Genomic DNA, 21642 nt, shown 5'->3' with positions numbered 1-21642 from the left:
CTTCAGACGACTTCGCGTTCGTCTGCGGGGGTGGCGGCTCGGCGGTGGGTTGCGAGGAAGTTGTCGATGAGGGTTGTGCAGTCCTCGCGCGTGATGGTGCGCAGGCCGGTCATGCGTGCGAATGCGAGGGGTCCGACGAGTTGGCAGATCGCGAGGTCGCGGTCGATGTTGCCGAGTTCGGTGTGGGCTTTCGAGCTGGTGAGGATCGTGTCGAACGGTTGGCGGTACTGGTCGACGACGCGGGCCCGCAGCGCGCCGGATGCGTGACTGTTGTCGGTCTCGTCTTTGGCGCCGGTGGGGCCGAGTGAGAGCCATGCCAGGGTGGTGACGTGCAGCGGGGCGTCGTTGAACAGGGCGGCTTGGCGGCTGAGCAGCTCGATCAGTTGATCGCGTAGGGAACCGCTGGTCGGTGCTGGTGTGCTTACCTGCGGTAGTAGCCGCTCGAAGGTGGCGGCCAGCAGATGCGACGAGCTCTGAAAATGCCGATACAGCGTGGTACGGGCCACCTTGGACGCTTTGGTGACGGCATCGATGGTGACGGCCTCGACCCCTCCGGTGCTCAACAGTGTTGCCGCAGCATCCAATAGTCGATTCCGTGACCGGATCCGCCGCGGATCGATGTCGTCATCATCGGGCAGGGAGGGCTGATTGCTGTCGCTCACGGGTCACCTCGGCGGTCGATTTCGGCGATGTCGCACCCGGAAGTCTAGCAGTTGTGGTACTACCAGTATCGCAGCGAAACTTGAAGTAGCGGGAGTGTTTCTGTGTCAGATCGTGCGGTGCCGTCGGAACGGCTGCCTTCACATACCCCGACCTGTATGGGGTGTGGCCCGGACAATCCGCACGGCCTGCTCTTGGAGGTCTACCGCAGTGCGGATTCGGTGTATGCCGATGTCACATTCGACGAGCGCCACATCGGAGCCCCCGGCCTGGCGCACGGTGGGGCCGTCGCCGCCGCCTGCGATGACGTGCTGGGCTTCACGCTGTGGATCGCCGGCACGCCTGCGGTGACGCGCAGTCTGACGGTGGAGTATCTGCAACCAGTGCCGCTGCACCGGCCCCACCGGATCATCGCGCATGTCAGCGCCCGCGAGGGCCGGGCGTTGCACGTCGCGGCGACCGGCACCTGCGAAGGGGCCACCCGGTTCACCGCGACGGCCGTATTCATCGTGGTTGATACCTCACATTTCGCCGCCCACGGCGATATCAGCGGTTTCGGGGAGATCCTCGAGCAGTTCTCGCGCCGCGGCGGCGATCACACACCATGACCGTCGCCAGCGCCCGAGCGAGCGACACGCCCACCAGGCTCGACGAGGAGCATTCGGTTGCCGATCAGGTTCACACAGCCGGGGTGCCACGTTCGCGCGTCTCGGCCCGTCGTCGCGAGGCCATCATGGATGCCGCCCTGGCTATAGCTACCACCGGCGGTTACGACGCGGTGCACATGCGATTGGTCGCCGAGCACGTCGGCATGGCCGTGGGCACGCTGTACCGCTATTTCCCGGCCAAAACCCATCTGCTGGTCGCGGCGCTGAGTCGAGAATTTCAGCGTCTCGACGTCGCCGGCAACTGGACAAGCGGTGCCGGCACACCGCGGCAGCGATTGGAGCGGCTGACCACCCACCTCCACGACCGGTGGCAGCGCGAGCCGCTGCTGACCGACGCCATGACCCGGGCCTTCGCCGCGGCCGACACCCGCGCCGCCGCGGAACTCGATTCTGCCGCCGCGACGATCCACACGCTGCTGGCCCGCACCCTCAGCGCGGGCGAGCCGACACCGACACATCTGGTTGTCGCCGGCATCATCTCCGACATCTGGTTGGCCAACCTGCTCGCCTTCATCAGCGGGCGGGTGTCCGCCGAGGAGACCCGTGACCGCATCGACCGGGCCGTTCATCGGCTACTCGACAGCGCCGCCGCGCACTCCGAGGAACCGTAACGATACTCCTAGTATCGCAGCGATACCTGCCGTACTCTTGGGGGTGCGACTCGATGATGCGTCGAAGGAGAACGCCATGTACACCCAGTGGATCGAAGATTGTGTCGTGCAACGGGTTTCGGTGCGCGACGGCTTGGTGCTCGACCTGGACGACTACAACGAAGTCGTCATCTCGCGTCCCCTGCTGCTCACTCTGCCCGCAGCAGATCGCTTTCCCGCCGAGGCAGTCCTCATCAATCCCTTGCAGATCTCGGTCTACGAGCGCCCGCTGCTGAACCTGGCCGGCGCAGTGTGCACCCAGGCCTGGTCGGGTGACGACGGAGGGTTGCACCTGGGCTTCTCCCGTGGTCACCGCATCGACGTCGACCCCGACGAGCAGTTCACCGCGTGGGAGCTGTACGGCAAGCGGCACGGCTACATGGCCTGTCTACCGCACGGGCGTGTCCGCGTGGTCCGACACGACATCCCCGAAAGCGACGACGCCAACATCGTGAACCGATAAGCCCCCACCGGGCGCAGACCCCATCGACTATCCGATGTTCGCTACATAATGTAGCGTAGCGATACCGGTAGTATCGTAGACCTAGGGGGTTCGGTGACCGACCGCACGGCAGGCTCTTCGGTAACACCGGCCCGCGCTGCCCGGCGCGAGACTCCCGTCGATCCCGCACGCAGCCGCGAATACAGCGCCCGGCTCGCAGCGTTGGGACGATTCACTGTGCGGCACAAAGCCTTGACCATCGGTGTGTGGATCGGCGCCGCGATCGTCTTGGCGCTGCTGTTCCCGCAGCTGGAAACGGTGGTGCGCCAGCAGTCGGTGGATTTGATTCCGCGCGACGCCCCGTCGCTGCAAACGGTGGAGCGGCTGAGTACCGCCTTCAACGAGCAGGGGTCGAAAACCATGCTGTTCGTGGCCATGGAAGACCCTGCCGGGCTGACCCCGGCGACCCAACAGCGCTACGACCGCCTTCTGGAACGACTGCGCGCAGACAGTGAGCACGTCCTGCTGGTGCAGGATCTGCTGGCCGATCCGGTCACCCGAGCCCAGGCCGTCAGCGCCGACGGCACATCCTGGTATCTGCCGGTGGGAGTGACCGGCACGCTGGGTGACCCCACCGCCGCCGAATCCGTCCAGGCGGTGCGGGACATCACTGCAGAAGTGTTCGCCGGTTCGTCCGCCACCGCGCAGGTGACCGGGCCGCCGGCGACGTTCAGTGACATGATCGCCGCCGCCGAGCATGATCTGCTGTTGATCTCGATCGCCACCGCCGCCATGATCGCGCTGATCCTGCTGATCGTCTACCGATCGGTGTTCACCGCGCTGCTGCCGCTGCTGGTCATCGGGCTGAGCTTGGCCGTCGGGCGCGGCGTCCTGTCCGCGCTGGGCGAGATGGGCATGCCGGTCTCACAATTCACCGTCGCGTTCATGACCGCGATCCTGCTCGGCGCCGGCACCGACTACACCGTGTTCCTGATCAGCCGCTACCACGAACAGCGCCGCGCACAGGTACCGGCCGAGCAGGCCATCATTCACGCCACCGCCAGCATCGGCCGCGTCATCCTGGCCTCCGCCGCCACCGTGGCCCTGGCCTTCCTGGCCATGGTGTTCGCCCGCTTGAGCGTGTTCGCCGCCCTAGGCCCCGCATGCGCCATCGCGGTCCTGTTCGGTTTCCTGGCCACCGTCACCCTGCTCCCGCCCGTGCTGGCACTGGCAGCGAAACGGGGCATCGGTGAACCCAAATCCGATCGCACCCGCCGGTATTGGAACAGTGTCGCCGTCGCGGTGGTGCGCCGCCCGGTGCCACTGCTGATCGTCAGCCTCGTCATCCTGCTCGCACTGTCCGCGGTGGCCGCGACCATCAAAATCAGCTACGACGACCGCAAAGGCCAACCCGCCACCACCGCCAGCAACCAGGGCTACCAACTGTTGGACCGCCACTTCCGCAAAGACATCGTCATCACCGAATTCCTCGTCGTCGAGAACCCCACCGACATGCGCACCGGCAGAGGACTGGCCGACCTCGACGAAATGGCCTCCCGCGTCTCCCAGATTCCCGGTGTCACCAAAGTCTCCGGCGTCACCCGCCCCACCGGGGAGCGCCTCGATCAAGCGCAACTGGCCTGGCAGAACGGTCAGATCGGAGACAAGATGGCCGGCGCGGTCGCCGACGGCAACGCCCGCCGAGACGACCTCACCAAACTCACCGACGGCGCCGATCAACTCGCCGGCGGACTGGCCCAACTCGACACCACCGTGCGCACCGCCCTATCCCCCCTGGCGGGCATCCTCACGCAAGCCCAATCCGCCGGCGCTCAGGTCAACCAGTTCCGACCACTGCTGCAACAACTCTCAGCGACCGCCCCTGCAGTCGATCAGGCCATCCAAGCCGGCCCCGGCCTACGTCCCCTGGCCGACCAAGCACAACACGCCATCACCACCTTGGACCCGCTCGTCGGTGCCCTCAACACCTCGCCGTGGTGTGCCACCACACCCCAATGCGCCCAGATCCGCGACCAAGTACAGATCCTGACCACCCTGCGCAACAACGGATTCTTCACCCAGATCGCCGACCTCGGCGACCGCTACAACCCCGCCAGCAACGCCACCGTCGCCGGCACTCTCACCACCGTCCAAAACGCCGTCACCTCACTGGACAAGGCTTTCGGGGCGCTGGGAAACCCCGCTGACCTGGCCAGCAACCTGCGCCGCCTCCAAGACGGGATCGGCCAACTCGCCTCCGGAGCCCAAGCGTTGGCCACCGGTGTGCGCACCCTGGCCGACAGCAACATCGAAATGCTCTCCGGGATGAGCCAAATCGCCACTCAACTCCAGAACTCTTCACGCGCCGCCCAGGACTCCGACTCAGCAAGCGGTTTCTATCTGCCGGCCAACGCCTTCGAGAACCGCCAATTCACCGACGTCGCCAAACAATTCCTCTCCCCAGACGGCAAAACAGCACGGTTCATGATCGAAACCAGCTACGACCCCTACAGCGTCGAGGCCATGAACCTCGCCCACCAGATCACCGACGTCGCCAACGCCGCACGCCCCAACACCTCCCTGGCTGAGGCCACCGTCTCGGTCGCCGGCTTCCCCGCCGTCAACTCCGACATCCAACGATTCCTCTGGGCAGACTTCGCCCAACTAGCCCTGGCCACCACCGTCATCGTCGGCCTCATCCTGGTGCTGCTACTACGAGCACTACTGGCACCGATCTACCTACTGGGCACCGTCCTGCTCAACTACCTCGCCTCCATCGGATTCGGCGTCCTAGTCTTCCAATGGATACTCGGACACGAAATCGCTTGGCCCGTACCACTATTGGCATTCATCATCCTCGTCGCCGTCGGCGCCGACTACAACATGCTGCTCGTCTCCCGACTACGCGAAGAATCCGGACCCAGCATCCGCGTCGGAGTGCTACGCACCGTCGCCAACACCGGCGCCGTCATCACCTCCGCCGGCCTCATCTTCGCCGCCAGCATGTTCGGCCTCATGGTCGGCTCCGTCGCCATCATGATCCAAGCCGGCCTCATCATCGGCTTCGGACTCCTCCTCGACACCTTCCTCGTACGCACCCTCACCGTGCCCGCCATCGCCACACTCCTCCGCGAAGCCAGCTGGTGGCCCCACCGCGCGCCACGAAACCAACACCCAACGGCAGTCACCTCCCCCTGATAGCGGGCCTGCCGGAATTGACAAGTTCAGTGAAGGAACCCGTCCCACTTGGGCTCGTAAGACCACACCCCCGCCTCGTCGGGCACCTTGACCTGGGCCTTGGCGAGCATCGGTTCGATCGGCGGCACTACGGGTAGGTCCACGGGCTCCATCCTGGTTCATCGGGGCGTCATGGTTCTAGACCGCCGCGCCGCCGCAAACTCATCGCGCGGCCACCGGCGGCGGGTGGGACCAGCCGTGCTCTGCTTGACGCATACCCGATGGGCCGCCTGAAACCCGGTACTCCCGCTCTTGTCTCGCGACTCGGCCGGACTGTGTCGCGCATACTGGGTAGCCACAAACCCCACAATCCACACCAGATCCGGACCCATGCTGCTACCTGTGATGCCGCCCGTCTCGCCGATGCTGGCCAAGCCGGCGACGGCGATCCCACCGGACGCGTCCTACGAACCGAAGTGGGACGGCTTCCGGGCCCTGGTGTTCCGCGACGGCGACGAAGTTGAGCTCGGCAGCCGCAACGAGCGGCCGATGACCCGGTACTTCCCCGAACTCGTCGACGCCGCGAAAGCCGAACTCCCGCCCCGCTGCGTCGTCGACGGCGAGATCGTCCTGCCCACCGAACGGGGCCTGGATTTCGAAGCCCTGCAACTGCGCCTGCATCCGGCGGCGTCGCGGGTACGCCTGCTGGCCGAGCAGACCCCAGCCCGCTTCATCGCCTTCGACCTGCTCGCGCTGGGAGACGACGATCTCACGGGCCGGCCGTTCAGTGAACGGCGCGCCGCCCTGGTCGATGCGATGGGTTCGGGTCCGTCGTTCCATGTCACCCCGGCCACCACCGATCTGCCGACCGCGCGCCGCTGGTTCGACGAGTTCGAGGGAGCCGGGCTCGACGGGCTCATCGCCAAGCCGCTCGCCCTGACCTATCAACCCGACAAACGGGTCATGGTGAAGATCAAACATCAGCGGACCGCCGACTGTGTGGTGGCCGGTTACCGGGTACACAAGTCGGGACCGGATGCGGTCGGCTCGCTGCTGCTCGGGCTCTACTCCGATGACGGCGAACTGGCCTCCGTCGGCGTCATCGGCGCCTTCCCGATGGAGAGACGCCGGGCCCTGTTCACCGAATTACAGCCCCTGGTCACCAGTTTCGAAAACCACCCGTGGAACTGGGCCGCACAGGTAGCCGCCGACCCGGACCTGGCCCGACGATACGGCGGTGGCTCACGCTGGAACGCCGGCAAGGACCTGTCCTTCGTGCCGCTACGACCCGAACGTGTTGTCGAGGTCCGCTACGACCACATGGAGGGCAGACGCTTCCGGCACACCGCCCAGTTCAACCGCTGGCGACCCGACCGCGACCCACGGTCGTGCACCTACGCCCAACTGGAGCAGCCGGTGACCTTCCGGCTCGACGACATCGTTCCGGGCCTGCTCCCCCGCTAGTGGCGATCCGGTGGCTGCAGCCAGGTGGCCAGGTTGCGGACGTAATCCTTGTACACACCCAGAAGTGACGGATCGGCCCCGATCTGCCAGCCGGGCCGGTCGGTCACGAACGACGGCGCCCCGTGCGCAAGATCCCAGTTGTAGTCGGCGAAATGGTGGAAGGTCGACTCGGCCACGGCCCGGCCCATCGGCCTGCCCTCCGGCGTGCGCTCACCGTCCAGTGCCACCGCGAGATTGAACAATCTGCCGGTTGCGGTGCTGCGCCCCCGGGCCACTACCGTCGCGAACGGCACCTGCGCCGAAACCAGCCCCTCGTGGGGATGAGCTGGGAACCACTCGATGCGTCCGCCGGCGGTCCGGGACGTGCGCAGCAGCTGATGCACGGGCTCCTCGGCCAGCACCGGCTGATAGTCGCCGTTGGCACCCGAGTGATAGTTGGGCCACGAGATGTCCGGGTTGTCCTGGTCATCGCACCGTGGCACGGGATCCAGGCCGGCCTCGTGAAACTCATTGACCTGTCCCAGCGAGCCCAGCCCGCGCAGGCAGCTGCCGAGGTTTTGATGGTCACGTGCGGTGAGCACGCCGCCACCGAGCCCACGAAATCGGCCGATCGCCGCGCATTCGTCGGGCGTCAGACCGTCGCCGACGTCGACGGCCATCAACCAGAGCTGGTCGAACCCGAGCTCGTCGAGGTGGCTGAGCACCGGGTCCTCCCCAGCATGGTCGGCCCGGTTGCGGGCCAGCACATCGTGCCCGTCCGCACGCAGCTCGCCGGCCAGTAGAGAGAACCGGCTGACATCCCAGTCGTCGGGGTTCTCCGCGATCGTGGTCTGCAACAAGATTGTCGCCATGCGATGAGCCTGAGCCGGACGGCGACGCTTGGGACCCTTGAAAACCCGTGGTCGCCGACGCTAGCTGCTCCACGAGACGGAACGCAGTTGCCTGCGTGACCGGACGCCGAGCTTCACGAAGACCTTGCGCAGGTGCCATTCGACGGTGTGTGTGCTGATGAACAACTGTGCGCCGATCTCCTGATTGGTCAGCCCGTCTCTAGCCAATTGGGCGATCTGCGCCTCCTGCGCGGTCAACTCATCGCCCGAGGCCAACGGCTGCTTGCGCACCTTCTCCCCGGTGGCGATCAGTTCACGGCGGGCCCGTTCGGCGAACGCGTGCGCACCCATCTTGGAGAACATGTCGTAGGCGGTGTTGAGGTGTTGGCGCGCACTGGTGCGCTGCTTCTGGCGCCGCAACCACTCCCCGTAGCACAGATGCATCCGGGCCAACTGCACCCGGACCCGGGTGCGGCCCAGCCGCTCCAGAGACTCCTCGAACAGGGCATCGGCGTCCGCGTCGTCGGCTACCAGCGCCCGCGCACCGGCGAATACGCCCAGCCCCCAATCAGTTCCACTGACGCCTGCACCAGCTTCCAGCCTGCGCACCGCGTCCTCGGCCACATCCATCTTGCCGACGCGCACTGCGGCCTCGGTCAGCTCGAACAAACACCAGCCGTGGAAGCCGAGATCACGGTATTCACAGGCCTGCTGGACTGCGGCCAATGCCTCGTCGCACCTGCCGAGACCGTTGTAGAGCACCGCGGCCACGTACCCGGTGACCCCCAGCAGCCGCCCCTCCCCCTTGGCTATGCCTTCGGCCCGGCCGGCCTCGATCAGGTCACCCGCCTCGTTCACATCACCGCGCCAGGCCGCCAACTCCACCTTGTGGTACTTCATCGGGTGATAACCGATGTCCTCCGCGATCGTGTCGGCCTCCGCCAAAAGCCTTTCTGCGGCAACGAATTCGCCTTCCAACACGTGTACGCCGGCCTGGTAGGCGATCGCCGGTGCAAGCAGCGCCAACGCCCCGGTGGCGCGCGCATAGCCGATCATCTCGCCGGCGAGCCGTGCGTTCAGGTCGTCGTCCCACAGCTCGTCTGCGAGCGACTCCTGCATGATCGGGAAGGCCGACGCCAGCCAGTGCACCGCCCTGCCGTCATGACGGCGGGCGTGCTCACACCACAACTGAAGCGCCGCGCGCACATGCTCGGCAGCCGCGGGCAGGCCGTCGGTGACCAACGTCGCCATGCCGATCAACAGGAGGTCGATGGGCCGCGTCGGCGTGTCGATCCGGGCGACCGCATCGCGGGCCGCCCGGGCCGCGATCACCAGGGCATCCGGCTGGCTGCGTGAGGCGAACATCGCCGCGGCCAGCGCCTCGATGTAGGTTTCCCGAGCCAGCTCGTCGTCGAGGGTCTCCAGCCGTCGGGCAGCCTCGATCAGTAGCGCAGCGGCATGGCGGACCGGCGGCGCGCCGGGCAGGCCGCCGCGGCTGCGGGTGAATTCCATCTGTGCCCGCAGCCGCCCCACCTGAGCCCGCTGCAACTCGGTCAGCGGATTCAGTTCAGCCAGGGACAGTAACTCGTAGGCAGATTCTGGAGCGGCTGCCTCACGTTTGGCCGCCGCAGCCGCGATAGCCCGAGAGCTGCGCAGGGCCGGATCGGCGGACAGGATCGCCGACCGCTCGAGGAAGGTCGCCGCGGCGGCGATCCCGCCCCGGCTCTGGGCCCGCCAGGCCGAGGCCTCCAGATCGGCGGCCACCGCGTCGTCGGGACCGGCCGCGGCGTTTGCCGCATGCCAGGCCCGGCGGTCGGGATCGAGTTCGGGATCGGTGGCAACGGCCAAGGCGCGGTGCACTTCCCGTCGGTCAGCCACGTCCGCCGCCCGATAGGCCGCCGACCGGACCAGCGGGTGATGGAACCGCATGCGGGGACCGAACTCGATCACCCCGGCGGCCTCGGCCGGGGCCAGCGCATCCATTCCGATGCCCAAATACCCTGCGGCACGCGAGAACACCACGGGATCACCGACCGGATCCGCCGCCGCGAGCAGCGCCAACCGACGAGTGTCCGCGGGCAGCGACTGGATTCGGCGGACGAACCCCTCCTCCACCTGCCCGACCGATGGCCGCGTCCCGACGATCCAGAAGCCACCGGCGCGCTCCGCGGCCGAGACATTGCGCGGCACTTCCAAAAGCGCCAATGGATTGCCGCGGCTCTCGGCGATGAGCCGGTCACGGACCCGCTCATCGAGCCGCCCCACAACCACCGAGTCCAGCAGCTCCCTGGCAGCACTGTCCGAAAGGCCTTCGAGCCGCAGTTCGGGCAGGCCGGGCAGGACATCCACGGCGGTACCGTCACGATCGTCCCGGACGGCGAACACCAGGACCACCGGCTCGGCCAGCAGCCGCCGCGCGACGAAACCCAGCGTCTGCACGGAGACCTGATCGAGCCATTGAGCGTCGTCGATCACGCACAACAGCGGCTTGTCGTCGGCAGCGGAGGCCAGCAGACTCAGCACAGCCAGACCGACCAGAAAGCGGTCCGGCGCCGGTCCGACACCACGCCCGAACGCCACCGACAGGGCGTCACGCTGCGGCTCGGGAAGCTCGTCGAGATGATCCAGCAGCGGCGCGCACAGATGATGCAAGCCGGCGAAAGCCAGTTCCATGTCGGACTCGACCCCGGCCACCTGGGTCACCCGGAAACCCGCAGCCTGCTCGACGACATAGTCGAGCAGCGCCGTCTTCCCGACACCGGCCTCGCCGCGCACCACCAGCACCGCGCTGCCGCCGGAGCCTGCGTCCGAGACCAACTTCCGGAGTGTCGAACATTCGCTGACGCGGCCCCGTAGAGACGGACCAGAGCCCATAATCGCCATCACTCCACCGCGTCCGAATTTTGCCGAAACTGTACCAAGCGAGCCCGGGTAAAGCTGTTCGGACGAGGTTCTGTTCAGCCGAACCGCAGTGACGGCCCGGGCAGCGACTCGACGCCGTGGTGGGCGAATTGCGCCCACCGGGTGCGCATCTCGGCGGAAAGCTGATTGTCGATCGTGCGCTGCGGACCGAGCATCGGGGCGTCCGCCCAGGTTTGCGGTGAGCCGAACAGGAACGGCAACTCCATACAGTGGCAGGCGCCCAGCGGAGCATTGGCCGGCGTCCAGTCGAAGCGATAGGTGCCGACCCGGCCGCCGTGGGTTCGCCAGGCCTGCGCCAGGCGAACGGCCGGACCCGAGAACGCTTGCTTGGTAACCGCCGTCGAACCCGCCCGAACCGCCAACCTGCCGAGGACCGGCACCCGGTTGAGCCTGGCCACCCGGGGGTCCATCGCCACGAACGGCGCGGCGTCGTCCTTGGTGTAGCCGACAAGCAGCTCGATGCGGCCGGCTGCGGCCGCGATGGCGTCGGGCACGTCTGCGGGTGCCGGCAACGGCCCCCGGCCCAGCCGCGGCGCGAAGGCCAGGGCGCTCAGCAGGCCGAAGCCCTGCGCGGCGGCCACGGCGGCACCTTCGGCCGCGAGCAACCGCTCGACACTGACCTCGGAGGGATCAGCCCCGGCCAGCGATGTGGCCATCGCCGAGCCCATGTTCTGCGCCATGTCGTCGCGCCCGTGGTCCAACTCCAGCGGGGCGCTCTGCAGGATCGCGCGGTGGAACAACCCGGCCGCGTCCTGGCACAACATCAACGACCAGACGGAATGCGCACCGGCTGATTGACCGAACGCGGTCACGTTGGCCGCATCGCCGCCGAACGCGGCGATGTTTTCCTGCACCCATCGCAACGCCAGGATCTGATCACGCAGGCCGAGATTGTCCGCAGCGATCCCCGGTGGCGGCAGATAACCGAAAATACCGAGCCGGTAACTGACGTTGACCACCACCACGTTGCCGGCCCGGGCCAGTGCGCCGGCGTCGTACTTGGCCGACTCGCCACTGCCGGCGACATAGGCACCGCCGTGGAACCACACCATCACCGGTAGTCGATACGCATCGGCCGGGGCCGTCACGGTCAGCATCAGGCAGTTCTCGTCGGTCGACAGACCCTCGAGGACGTTGCCCGTCACCCAGCCCAGGCGAGAAGGCCGCTGCGGGCAGGCCGGGCCCGACTGCGCCGCGTCCCTGACCCCCGACCAGGCCGGAGGCGGTTCGGCGACCGCGAATCGTTTGGCGGTGCCGTAGCGCACCCCTCTCGCGCGTACCAGTCCGTCCTGATGCTCAACCTGGATCGTGCCGCCGGTGACGTGTCGCTCCCGCACCCGCCCAACGCTAGCGTTTACCGCCGCCGGCAGGCGGGCATGCCAACAGCATGTCTGTAACCGCATTTCAGGACCTGCCACTGGCTGACCGGGACCGCGAGTGGGACGGCGACGCCGCCGAGAAACGAGTCCGCAAATGGGCCGGTGCGCAGGACGAACCCAACCAGAAGTACCGCGACGCGCATGTCTGGTACGACAAGGACGAGAAAGACAACTTCACCGCGTACAAGCTTTTGATCGCCGACGTGATCGGCGGGAAGCTGGAAGCCGTGCCGCGTGGGGTGATGGCCGCCGGCGGGGTCATGGACGGCGCCCGCGGCGGCGTCGACCTCCCGAAGGGCGACATCGACCGGGTGAAAAGCCACCTGGCGAAGTACTACGAGAAGATGGGCGAGACCGCGCCCTGGGACCGCGATTAGCTAGATTGCGGGCGTGAGCCCAACCCCCGCCGGGCGGTTCGCGCCGAGCCCGTCGGCCGACCTGCACATCGGCAACCTCCGCACCGCGGTGCTGGCCTGGCTGTTCGCCCGGTCCACCGGGCGGCGGTTCTTGGTGCGGGTCGAGGATCTCGATGACCGCACCTTTCCCGAAATCGGGCACCGCCAGGTGACCGACCTGGCCGCGATCGGGCTGACCTGGGACGAGCCGGTGCAATGGCAGACAGACCACCAGGAACGCTACGACGCGGTGATCGCCGAGCTGTTCGAGCGCGGCCTGCTGTACGAATGCTATTGCAGCCGAAAGGATATCGCCCAGGCGCCACGTGCCCCCCACGCCCCCGAAGGTGCCTACCCCGGCACCTGCCGCGACCTGACCGCGGCCGAACGCGCTTCGCGCCGCGCCGAAACCGGCCGCCCGCCCGCGCTGCGGCTGCGCACCGACACCTTCGTCGGCACCGTCGCCGACCTGCTGCACGGCAGCTACACCGGGATCATCGACGACTTCGTGGTGCGCCGCGGTGACGGCGTGCCCGCCTACAACCTGGCCGTAGTGGTCGATGACGCCGCCGGCGGAGTCGACCAGGTGGTGCGGGGCGACGATCTGCTGAGCTCCTCCCCACGCCAGGCCTACCTGGCACGACTGCTGGACTACCCCGAACCCACCTACGCCCACGTTCCCCTGGTACTCAACGAAGACGGCGCCCGGCTGGCCAAACGCGACGGGGCAGTCAATCTCGCCGAGATCGGCGTCGAGCGGGCGCTCGAACAGATCAGTGCCTCGCTCGGGTGGCCCCCACTCGATCTGCCCGGAATGCTGGACCGATTCGACCCGGCCGCTCTGCCCCGGCACCCGTGGATATATCAGCCCGGCTGAGCAGAAGCCTGCAGAACACCGCGCGCCCCTGTTAGCGTCCGGCGGTGCGTTCCCGACGAATTTCGCTGCTGGGGCTCCTGGTGATCCTCGCGGTGATGATTGCCGCGTGCGGAGGGAAAGCCGGTGAATCCGACGAGCCGCTCAAGTCGGCCGGTGTGCTGCGCGTCGGCACCGAAGGTGTGTACTCCCCATTCAGCTACCACGACACCGCCACCGGTCAACTCGTCGGCTATGACGTCGACGTGGCACGCGCAGTCGGCGACAAGCTCGGTGTCAGAGTCGAATTCATCGAAACCCCATGGGATTCGATCTTCGCCGCACTCGAGGCCAACCGGTTCGACGTGGTGGCCAACGAGGTCACGATCACGCCGGAACGGCAAGCCAAATATGACCTCTCCCAGCCGTATTCGATCGGCGAGGGCGTCATCGTCACCCGCACAGACGACAATTCGATCAAGACCCTCGCGGATCTGAAGGGCAAGGTGGCCGCCGAGAACGCCACCAGCAACTGGTCGGAGATCGCGCGGGCGGCCGGCGCCCGGGTGGAAGCGGTCGAAGGTTTCACCCAGGCCATCAAGCTCCTCAACCAGGGCCGAGTGGACGTCGTGGTCAACGACAGCATCGCCGTCTACGCCTATCTGGCCGAGACGAACGACAAGTCGGTGAAGATCGCGGGCACCGTGGGCGAGAAGAGCGAGCAGGGCTTCGCCGCACGCAAGGACAGCGGACTGCTGCCCGAACTCAACACCGCGCTCGACCAACTGCGGGCCGACGGCACCCTGGCGGACATCTCGCAGAAATATCTCAGGGCCGACGCCTCCGGTGCGCCTACGGCAGACGAACCCCCGCCCGCGCGATCGACATGGCAGCTCATCGCCGACAACCTGTGGCCGCTGGCCAAAGCCGCCCTGACCATGACCATTCCGTTGACGATCATCAGCTTCACGATCGGCCTGGTGATCGCCTTGGCCGTGGCACTGGCCCGGTTGTCGCCAAATGTGCTGCTGAGCAACCTGGCCCGGTTCTACATCTCGATCATCCGCGGGACACCGCTGTTGGTTCAGCTGTTCATCGTGTTCTTCGCGCTGCCCGAGTTCGGTGTGAAGATCGACCCGTTTCCCGCCGCGGTGATCGCCTTCAGCCTCAACGTCGGCGGCTATGCGGCGGAGATCATTCGCTCGGCCATCCAGAGCATCCCGAAGGGGCAGTGGGAGGCGGCCGAGACGATCGGGCTCAATTATGCCGGAACCCTGCGGCGCATCATCCTGCCGCAGGCCGCCCGAGTAGCGGTCCCCCCGTTGTCGAACACCTTGATCTCACTGGTCAAAGACACATCCCTGGCATCGACGATCCTGGTCACCGAGCTGCTCCGGCAGGCTCAGATCGTCGCGGCCCCGACATTCGAGTTCTTCGCCCTCTACGGCACGGCCGCGATCTACTACTGGGTGATCTGCCTGGTGCTGTCGTTCGGCCAGAGTCGCCTCGAACGCCGACTGGAAAGGCACGTTGCGCGATGACCACACCACGCGAAGACCGGATCGTCGCCTCCGATGTACACAAGGCCTTCGGCGACGTCCAGGTGCTCAAGGGCGTCTCGTTCACCGTGCCGCGCGGTACCGCGACCACCGTCATCGGCCCGTCCGGTTCGGGCAAGACGACGATGCTGCGCACGCTCAATGCCCTCGATGTCGCCGACTCCGGGGTGATCCGGGTCGGCGATACCGAGCTGGACTTCTCCCAGCCCGTACCCAAAGACCAGCTGCGCCGTTATCGGGCGCAAAGCGGCTTTGTGTTCCAGTCCCACAACCTCTTTCCGCACAAGACCGTGCTGCAAAACGTCACCGAAGGCCCGCTCGTGGTGCAGAAGCGCCCACGTGAGGAAGTGCTGGCCGAGGCCTCCGAACTCCTGGGCCAGGTGGGGCTGGCCGACCAGCGGGACAAGTATCCGTATCAGCTCTCGGGCGGTCAGCAGCAGCGCGTCGGTATCGCGCGGGCACTGGCACTCAAACCCAAAGTGGTGCTGTTCGACGAACCGACCTCGGCACTGGACCCGGAACTGGTCGGCGAAGTGCTCGCGGTGATCCGGGACCTGGCCGTGGAAGGCTGGACACTGGTGATCGTCACACACGAAATCCAGTTCGCCCGACAAGTTTCCGATCAGGTGCTGTTCACCGACGGTGGCGTCATCCTCGAGCAGGGGCCGCCGGCGGCGGTAATCGGTGACCCGAAAGAAGAACGCACCCGCCAGTTCCTGCAGCGGATCCTCAACCCGCTGTAGACACCGACCGCTCGATGCCCACCGCCCAGGCAACCAGCGAACGCAGATATGCGAGCACCGTGTCGTCGGGCTGGCCGGCCGGGTCCTCCAGGTGCAGGCGGGCCAGCTCCTCGATGGCCGACAACAGGATTCGTACGGTGGCACCGTCAGGATCCACGTCCGCGCCCACCGCAGCCGACAGCGGCCGGGCGGCGACTTTCCTGGCATACCGGCGCCCGAGCTCGATGCGCTCGGCCACCTGCGGGGGCGCGCCGTCGGGTGGCCGCAGGATGATGCGCCAGCTCGTCGGCGCCGCGTGCAGGTAGGCCAGAATTCCCCTGCCCAGTTGCTCCGGGTCGAGGTCGGGCTGGTCCACGGAGCCCATCCCCGCGAACGCGATCGCCGACTCCCGGTCCAGCAGGGCCGTGGTCAGACCCGGCAGGTCGGTGAACTGTTGGTAGACAACGGTCCTGGTGACTCCCGACCGCCCGGCCACCTGCTCGATGGTCAGTGCGGGATAGCCACCGTCGGCGACGATGTCGCGGGCCACGTCGAGCAGTTGGGCCCGGCGCTCTGCACCACTGAGCCGGCGCCGCGTCATTTCAGCAAGAGATCCACGGCCTTGGCCGCGCTCTGCACGGCGCTCTCCATGGTGGCCGACCAGTCCGTCGCGGTCCAGTCGCCGGCCAGGACGAGCGAGGGCACCGAGGTCTGTTGCGGTGGGCGCAGCGCATCGGTCCCCACCACCTGGGAGAAGGTGGCCTTGGGCATCTTGACCACCTGCGCCTGAACCACTTTCGCGTCCCGCGCCGCCGGATAGTAGCGACGCAGCAGCGCCATCTGCTCGTCGACAATGTCGTCGTTGCTCTTGTGGATCTGCTCGTACGCGCCGCTCGTGGTCAGGCAGTACAACCAAGCGCGGTCGGTGTTGCGGCCGTGCATGAGCTGGCGGTCGAAGACCTCATCGATCACCCCGGTGCCGCCGATGAGTCCCTCGAATGCGGATTCGGTGCCCAACGGCCGGTCGAGGTAGAGATTGGTGCTGACGATAGGGGTATAACCCAGTTTGTCGGCAGCCGCATAGATCTCGGGGTGCTCGGGGAGGTCGTCGAGCAGCCCGCCGATATTGGAGTTCGGGACCGCACACACCACCGCGTCGGCAGGAACCTCGGTGCCGTCGGCGAGCAACACCGCGGTGACGGAACCGTTTTCGATACGGATCTTTCGCGCGACGGCGCGGTAACGGACGTCGACGCCGCGTTCGGCGAACACTTTCAGCGCCCCGGCGATGTAGAGCGTGTCGAGGTCGACGGTGGGGTAACCGATGGTGACCGGGGTGCGGTGTTTCACCCCGAGTCGGAACCCGGTGGCCATCACGTTGGCGAACACCTTGGCGGATTCGCGGGCCACCGGCTCGGCGGCGATACCGAGAGCCAGCCAGTCCCACAAGGCTTCCCGCGCCGGCGCCGGCATGCCGACCCGCTCGAACCATTGCTCGGTGGTCAGGTCCGCCAGGTCGGCCGGTTGATGCAACGCCTGCCAACCCAACCGCAGGGTCGCGCGGGCTGCCCGCAGCCGGTCAGCCCAGCTCGCGTCGGGGTGCACCCCGAACAGGGTCCGGATCGCGCCGACGCCCGTGGTCTGCATGGTGACCTTGCGCCCGTCGGGCCAGCGCAGCGTGGACGATTTCGGGAACGCGATGTGCTGCCGGGTGCCCACGCTCGTCAGATAGCGGTAGAGGTGCTGATAGCCGCTGGCGATCACGTGCTGGCCGTTGTCCGGGATGTCGTCGACAGTCTCGGCGCGCATCGCATGCGTGCGTCCGCCGAGTTGGCCCCGGCGCTCCAGCAGGGTGACGTTCTTGCCCGCTTCACTCAGCCATACCGCGGCGGCCAGGCCGGCCAGCCCGCCGCCGATCACCACGTAGCGATCACCCATGTTGCAGCTCCCTCCGTCGACCAACTTGCAAATTGTAAGTTAGCCGTGGGGGTGCGCGGGTGCTATTGGACGGGCGAGCGGCCCTGCGCCGCACGCTGCGCAGCCGCCAGCAATGCGTCACGGAACTGCGGGTGGGCGATCGCGGCCAACGCCTCGCCGCGCTCACGGACCGTCCGGCCCTCCAATTCGGCTGCGCCGTACTCGGTGACGATCACGTCCACCTGATGCCGAGGTGTCGTGATGACCGCGCCGGGGCCGAACCACGGCACGATGCGTGACTGGAGCACACCGTCCTTCTCGAACGTCGAGGGCAGACAAATCAATGAGCGGTCCGACAACTCAAGGCCGGCCCCGGCCACGAAATCCTCGGCGCCGCCGATCCCGCTGAATTGATCGCCGGCGATGGTGTCGGCGACCACCTGGCCGTGGATGTCGACACCGAGCGCACCGTTGATCGTGATCATGTCGTTGTTCGCACCGATCACCTCGGGTGCGTTGACGATCTCCACGGGGAGGAACGCGACATCGGTGTTGCCGTCGAGCCACTCATAGAGATCGGTCGAGCCGAACGCGAACGTCGTCACGCTCACACCGTCGTACAGTCCCTTGCCACCATTGGTGACCTTGCCGGCCCGGTGCAACTGCATGCACCCATCGGTGAACATCTCACTGTGCAGCCCGTAGTCTCCCCCGTCCCCCTCGGCGAGCAGCGCGGCGATCTGGCTGGGGATCGAGCCGATGCCCGTCTGCAGCGTCGCGCCCGACGGGATGTACTCGACAGCGTGCCCCGCGATCGCTCTGTCGACATCGGTGGGCGATGCCGCGGGCAGTGCAAGTGGTGCGTCGGTCGAGTGCACCAGAATGTCGATCTCATCGATGTGCAGCGCATGACGGTAATCGTCGAGCCCGAATGTCCGTGGATAGGCATCCGATGCCTCGGCGACGAGCAGCCGCTGCGGATCGGCCCCCGCGCGGCGCAGTTCGCCCACGGTGCCACCCGCATGCAGCGACAGCGAGCACCAGCCACCCGCGTCGGGCGGCGAAACAACGGTCGTCATCACGCGCGGCGCCTGGCGCTTGAGCAACGGGGCGAACCGACGAAAATCCGCAGGCATGAATTCCACATCGGCACCCATGTCCCGCAACGCCCGCTCGAAGGGACCGAAGAAGCCCGACAGAAAATGCACACCCGCCTGGGTGAACAGTTCGGTGCCCACCCCGAGCAGCGCACCGTAGACGCGCAGGTCCACCCAATCCGTACGTTCGCCCAGCGCGCGCAGGAACCCTGGAGGCTGGCCGGGCCCCAACGGGATCCCGAGCGTGTCGGTGGTCTCCAGGCGTGCAGCGGCCTGTTGGGCGGTGAGCTCTTCCGGCATGGCGTCACTCTTTCGCGAGCGGACTCGTTTGTACACCCGCCCCGAACCGTTCGCAGGCTGCGGTGCACCGCGTGGTCCGATTTCCGCCAGCGCCCCGATGGGGGTGCTCATAACGTCACCGGCATGACATCACAGCCTGGCCTTCATCGAATTACCATGTGGTTCATGGCGATTGCCGCCGCCCTTGGCACGGCCGCGATCTATCCGCTGCAGCCCGCGATATCCGGTGTGGCTGAGAGCCTTGACATCTCGATCGCCCAGGTTGGTATCGCGCTAGCGTGCGGTCCCGTCGGCTACCTGCTCGGGCTGGCGATGCTGGTCCCGCTGGTCGACCGGTTTCCGCCAAATCACGTACTCGCTGCGCAGTTCGGCGCGCTGGCCGTGGCCTTGGCCGTCAACGCCACCGCAGGCACCCCGTGGACCCTGGGGTTCACCGTCGGGGTGATCGGCGCCTGTTCCACCGTCGGCGCACAGTTGAGCTCGATCACCGCGCGCTTCGTCCCGAACGGATATCGGGCCACTGCGCTGGGAATTGTGACGGCGGGCATCTCGGCCGGCATCATCGGCGGCCGCATCGCCGGTGGCTGGCTGACGGATGCGGTCGGGTGGCGGGGCGGCCTGCTCGCGTTCGCGCTCGCATGCGCCGTTGCCGCGCTGGTGGCCTTACGGGCACTGCCCGCCACGGCAGGTTCGGCCACGAGCGGCTATCTCGCGACGCTTCGGGGCCTGCCCGGCCTATACCTGCGATTCCCGTCGCTGCGCTTCGCCGCGGTGCGTGGCGCGCTATGGTTCTTCGCCTTCTGTGCAATGTGGGCCGGCCTGGCCGTCGCGCTGGCCGCGCCGCCCTATTCCTATTCAGCCGAACGAATCGGCCTGTACGCCCTCGCCGGTCTGCTGGGCATCGTCGCGACACGGATTGCCGGCACGTGGACCGACCGCGCCGGCGCGCGACGAGTGATGTTGATCGGCCTGGCCGTCGCCGCGCTGGGCGCGGTCGTCCTGGGCGCGTGGCTGTCGAACCCGGTGTCCACGATCATCGGTCTCGCCGTGTTCGACGCCGGACTGTTCGCGGCCCAAGTCGCCAATCAGAGCGTGGTTTTGGCGATCGACCCGACGGCGCCGGCACAGTTCAACAGCGCCTACATGGTGGTCTACTTCGTGGGCGGCAGCCTGGGCACGGCCTTCGGCGCAGCCGCCGTCGGATGGCTGGGCTGGCCGGCCACCACCGCCGTCACCGCCGGGGCGATCGCGGCTGCCATGGTGCTGGCCGCCGCCGGGCAAGCCGCCGGGCGGGAGGCGGGTCAACGCTATCGACGCTCTTGGGCAACCCCGTAGTAGCGGCCGAGTACGTCGGCGCGCAGCTCGTCGAACTCGCCGGCGACGATCGACGCCCGGATCTGGTCCACCAGCCGGATCACGAACCGCTCGTTGTGGATCGTGCACAGCGTGGCCGACAGCATCTCCTTGGCCTTGAACAGATGCCGGATATAGGCGCGCGAGTAGTTGGCGCAGGTATAGCAATCGCACTCGGCGTCGATCGGGGTGAAATCCCGCTTGTACTTCGCACCGGTGATGTTGAACCGCCCCGTCGCCGAGTACACCGCCGCATTGCGCGCCACCCGCGACGGCGACACGCAATCGAAGGTGTCAGCCCCGGCGGCCACCGCGTCGAACAGGTCGTCGGGCTCACTGATCCCGAGCAGATGCCGCGGCTTGTCGGCGGGCAGTTCACTGCTGACCCAGCCGACGATGGTGGCCAGGTTCTGTTTCTCCAGGGCGCCGCCGATGCCGTAGCCGTCGAAACCGAGACCCTCGGCCGCACCGGCCTCCTGCCCGATCGTGGCCAGCCCGCGGGCGGCCTGCCGACGCAGATCCTCGTACTGGGCGCCCTGCACCACACCGAACAACGCCTGCCGCGGCCGCTCCGGTGACAACCCCTGCAGGCGGTGGTGCTCGGCCAGGCATCGCACCGCCCACTCATGGGTGCGCTGCACCGAGCTCTCCTGATAGCCGCGCGTGTTGACCAGGGTGGTGAGCTCGTCGAACGCGAAGATGATGTCGGCGCCGAGCTGGTTCTGGATGCCGATCGAGACCTCGGGGGTGAACCGGTGCTTCGAGCCGTCCAGATGCGAGCGGAACGTGACACCGTCGTCATCCACGACGGCCAGGCGCTCCTTGCCCTTGGCGATGATGTCGTCGGTCTGCAGCCGGTCGGTGTCCATGGCCAGGACCTTCTTGAACCCGACACCCAACGACATCACCTGGAAGCCGCCGCTGTCGGTGAAGGTGGGCCCCGGCCAGTTCATGAACGCCCCGAGCCCGCCGGCCTCGGCCACGATGTCGGGGCCCGGCTGCAGGTAGAGGTGGTAGGCATTGGCCAGGATGGCTTGGGCACCAAGCTGTTTCATCGCCTCGGGCAACACCGATTTCACGGTGGCCGCGGTACCGACCGCGATGAAGGCCGGGGTGTGGATATCGCCGTGCGGAGTGTGAATGGTCCCGACCCGGCCGAGTCGGCCGGGCAACTCGGCCTCCACGGTGAAATACGGCTGGTCCACACCTGGTATTCAACCGGATGCGCGTCCGATTTCCGTCACGGGGGCGGAC

Annotated in this window: 18 protein-coding genes and 1 pseudogene; 10 read left to right on the top strand and 9 right to left on the bottom strand. The window is 67.2% G+C overall.

All coding sequences use genetic code 11. From position 1 onward, the window contains the following. Nucleotides 1-2 precede the first annotated feature (2 nt). A complete protein-coding gene (locus tag E0T84_RS00425; protein ID WP_070946085.1) occupies nucleotides 3-662 on the bottom strand; it encodes a TetR/AcrR family transcriptional regulator in 660 nt (219 codons plus the stop codon). Nucleotides 663-818: 156 nt separating this feature from the next. Between E0T84_RS00425 and E0T84_RS00420 the strand changes: the two genes are divergently transcribed. From E0T84_RS00420 to E0T84_RS00405, 4 genes are all read left to right on the top strand, one after another. Beyond that, nucleotides 819-1268: a PaaI family thioesterase gene (locus E0T84_RS00420; protein WP_075909172.1), complete on the top strand. Its 450-nt coding sequence runs from the start codon at nucleotides 819-821 to the stop codon at nucleotides 1266-1268. Then, nucleotides 1265-1939: a TetR family transcriptional regulator gene (locus E0T84_RS00415; protein ID WP_070946083.1), complete on the top strand. Its 675-nt coding sequence runs from the start codon at nucleotides 1265-1267 to the stop codon at nucleotides 1937-1939. The genes E0T84_RS00420 and E0T84_RS00415 overlap by 4 nt, the downstream gene beginning before the upstream one ends. A gap of 76 nt (nucleotides 1940-2015) precedes the next feature. Continuing rightward, nucleotides 2016-2441, top strand: a complete 426-nt coding sequence (locus E0T84_RS00410) for a DUF6188 family protein (RefSeq protein ID WP_069404066.1) — start codon at nucleotides 2016-2018, stop codon at nucleotides 2439-2441. 93 nt (nucleotides 2442-2534) lie between these two features. Continuing rightward, nucleotides 2535-5618, top strand: a complete 3084-nt coding sequence (locus E0T84_RS00405; protein ID WP_075909173.1) for an RND family transporter — start codon at nucleotides 2535-2537, stop codon at nucleotides 5616-5618. A 35-nt stretch (nucleotides 5619-5653) separates the two neighbouring features. Here the strand turns inward: E0T84_RS00405 and E0T84_RS00400 are convergent. After that, a pseudogene (locus tag E0T84_RS00400) lies at nucleotides 5654-5770 on the bottom strand (ATP-dependent DNA ligase); the annotation flags it as partial. Between the two features lie 217 nt (nucleotides 5771-5987). Here E0T84_RS00400 and E0T84_RS00395 point away from each other — a divergent pair. Further along, entirely contained in the window at nucleotides 5988-7061 is a 1074-nt protein-coding gene (locus tag E0T84_RS00395) for an ATP-dependent DNA ligase (protein WP_138743459.1), read from the top strand. On the opposite strand, the gene E0T84_RS00390 is transcribed toward E0T84_RS00395, so the two are convergent. The 3 genes from E0T84_RS00390 to E0T84_RS00380 all read right to left on the bottom strand — a co-directional run bounded on the left by E0T84_RS00390 (nucleotide 7058) and on the right by E0T84_RS00380 (nucleotide 12150). Further along, the gene (locus E0T84_RS00390) at nucleotides 7058-7912 is read right to left on the bottom strand and encodes a hypothetical protein (RefSeq protein ID WP_138743458.1); all 855 of its coding nucleotides are present in this window, start codon (nucleotides 7910-7912) and stop codon (nucleotides 7058-7060) included. The two genes, E0T84_RS00395 and E0T84_RS00390, sit on opposite strands and share 4 nt — an antisense overlap. Nucleotides 7913-7972: 60 nt before the next feature. Then, complete coding sequence (locus tag E0T84_RS00385) at nucleotides 7973-10774, bottom strand: LuxR family transcriptional regulator (protein WP_138743457.1); 2802 nt, start codon at nucleotides 10772-10774, stop codon at nucleotides 7973-7975. Nucleotides 10775-10848: 74 nt separating this feature from the next. Next, nucleotides 10849-12150, bottom strand: coding sequence for a carboxylesterase family protein (locus tag E0T84_RS00380; protein WP_138743456.1), 1302 nt, complete (start codon nucleotides 12148-12150; stop codon nucleotides 10849-10851). 50 nt (nucleotides 12151-12200) lie between these two features. Here E0T84_RS00380 and E0T84_RS00375 point away from each other — a divergent pair, with 50 nt between their 5' ends. The 4 genes from E0T84_RS00375 (at nucleotide 12201) to E0T84_RS00360 (ending at nucleotide 15742) form a co-directional block, all read left to right on the top strand. Further along, the gene (locus E0T84_RS00375) at nucleotides 12201-12569 is read left to right on the top strand and encodes a hypothetical protein (RefSeq protein WP_070185049.1); all 369 of its coding nucleotides are present in this window, start codon (nucleotides 12201-12203) and stop codon (nucleotides 12567-12569) included. 13 nt (nucleotides 12570-12582) lie between these two features. Continuing rightward, nucleotides 12583-13464 (top strand): tRNA glutamyl-Q(34) synthetase GluQRS, encoded by an 882-nt coding sequence (gene gluQRS, locus E0T84_RS00370; protein WP_070946077.1) that lies wholly within the window; start codon nucleotides 12583-12585, stop codon nucleotides 13462-13464. 95 nt (nucleotides 13465-13559) lie between these two features. Beyond that, entirely contained in the window at nucleotides 13560-14981 is a 1422-nt protein-coding gene (locus E0T84_RS00365) for an ABC transporter permease subunit (protein ID WP_171054862.1), read from the top strand. Continuing rightward, complete coding sequence (locus tag E0T84_RS00360; RefSeq protein ID WP_138743454.1) at nucleotides 14978-15742, top strand: amino acid ABC transporter ATP-binding protein; 765 nt, start codon at nucleotides 14978-14980, stop codon at nucleotides 15740-15742. The genes E0T84_RS00365 and E0T84_RS00360 overlap by 4 nt, the downstream gene beginning before the upstream one ends. On the opposite strand, the gene E0T84_RS00355 is transcribed toward E0T84_RS00360, so the two are convergent. From E0T84_RS00355 to E0T84_RS00345, 3 genes are all read right to left on the bottom strand, one after another. After that, on the bottom strand, nucleotides 15729-16322 hold the full coding sequence (locus tag E0T84_RS00355) for a TetR/AcrR family transcriptional regulator (protein ID WP_138743453.1): 594 nt from the start codon (nucleotides 16320-16322) through the stop codon (nucleotides 15729-15731). The genes E0T84_RS00360 and E0T84_RS00355 overlap by 14 nt on opposite strands. After that, nucleotides 16319-17659, bottom strand: a complete 1341-nt coding sequence (gene hpnE, locus E0T84_RS00350; RefSeq protein WP_138743452.1) for a hydroxysqualene dehydroxylase HpnE — start codon at nucleotides 17657-17659, stop codon at nucleotides 16319-16321. Before hpnE ends, E0T84_RS00355 begins: the two co-directional genes overlap by 4 nt. A 62-nt stretch (nucleotides 17660-17721) precedes the next feature. Further along, complete coding sequence (locus E0T84_RS00345; protein WP_138743451.1) at nucleotides 17722-19035, bottom strand: acetyl-CoA hydrolase/transferase family protein; 1314 nt, start codon at nucleotides 19033-19035, stop codon at nucleotides 17722-17724. 165 nt (nucleotides 19036-19200) lie between these two features. On the opposite strand from E0T84_RS00345, the gene E0T84_RS00340 reads away from it, so the two are divergent. Next, nucleotides 19201-20370, top strand: coding sequence for an MFS transporter (locus tag E0T84_RS00340; RefSeq protein ID WP_249383527.1), 1170 nt, complete (start codon nucleotides 19201-19203; stop codon nucleotides 20368-20370). On the opposite strand, the gene tgt is transcribed toward E0T84_RS00340, so the two are convergent. Beyond that, on the bottom strand, nucleotides 20343-21593 hold the full coding sequence (tgt, locus tag E0T84_RS00335; protein WP_075909183.1) for a tRNA guanosine(34) transglycosylase Tgt: 1251 nt from the start codon (nucleotides 21591-21593) through the stop codon (nucleotides 20343-20345). The two genes, E0T84_RS00340 and tgt, sit on opposite strands and share 28 nt — an antisense overlap. Between the last annotated feature and the right edge of the window lie 49 nt (nucleotides 21594-21642).

The sequence above is a fragment of the Mycobacterium sp. DBP42 genome, assembly GCF_005924235.1.
GTDB lineage: Bacteria > Actinomycetota > Actinomycetes > Mycobacteriales > Mycobacteriaceae > Mycobacterium > Mycobacterium syngnathidarum.
The sequence above is the reverse complement of the archived record's forward strand: the minus strand, read 5'-3'. Positions and strand labels throughout refer to the sequence as shown.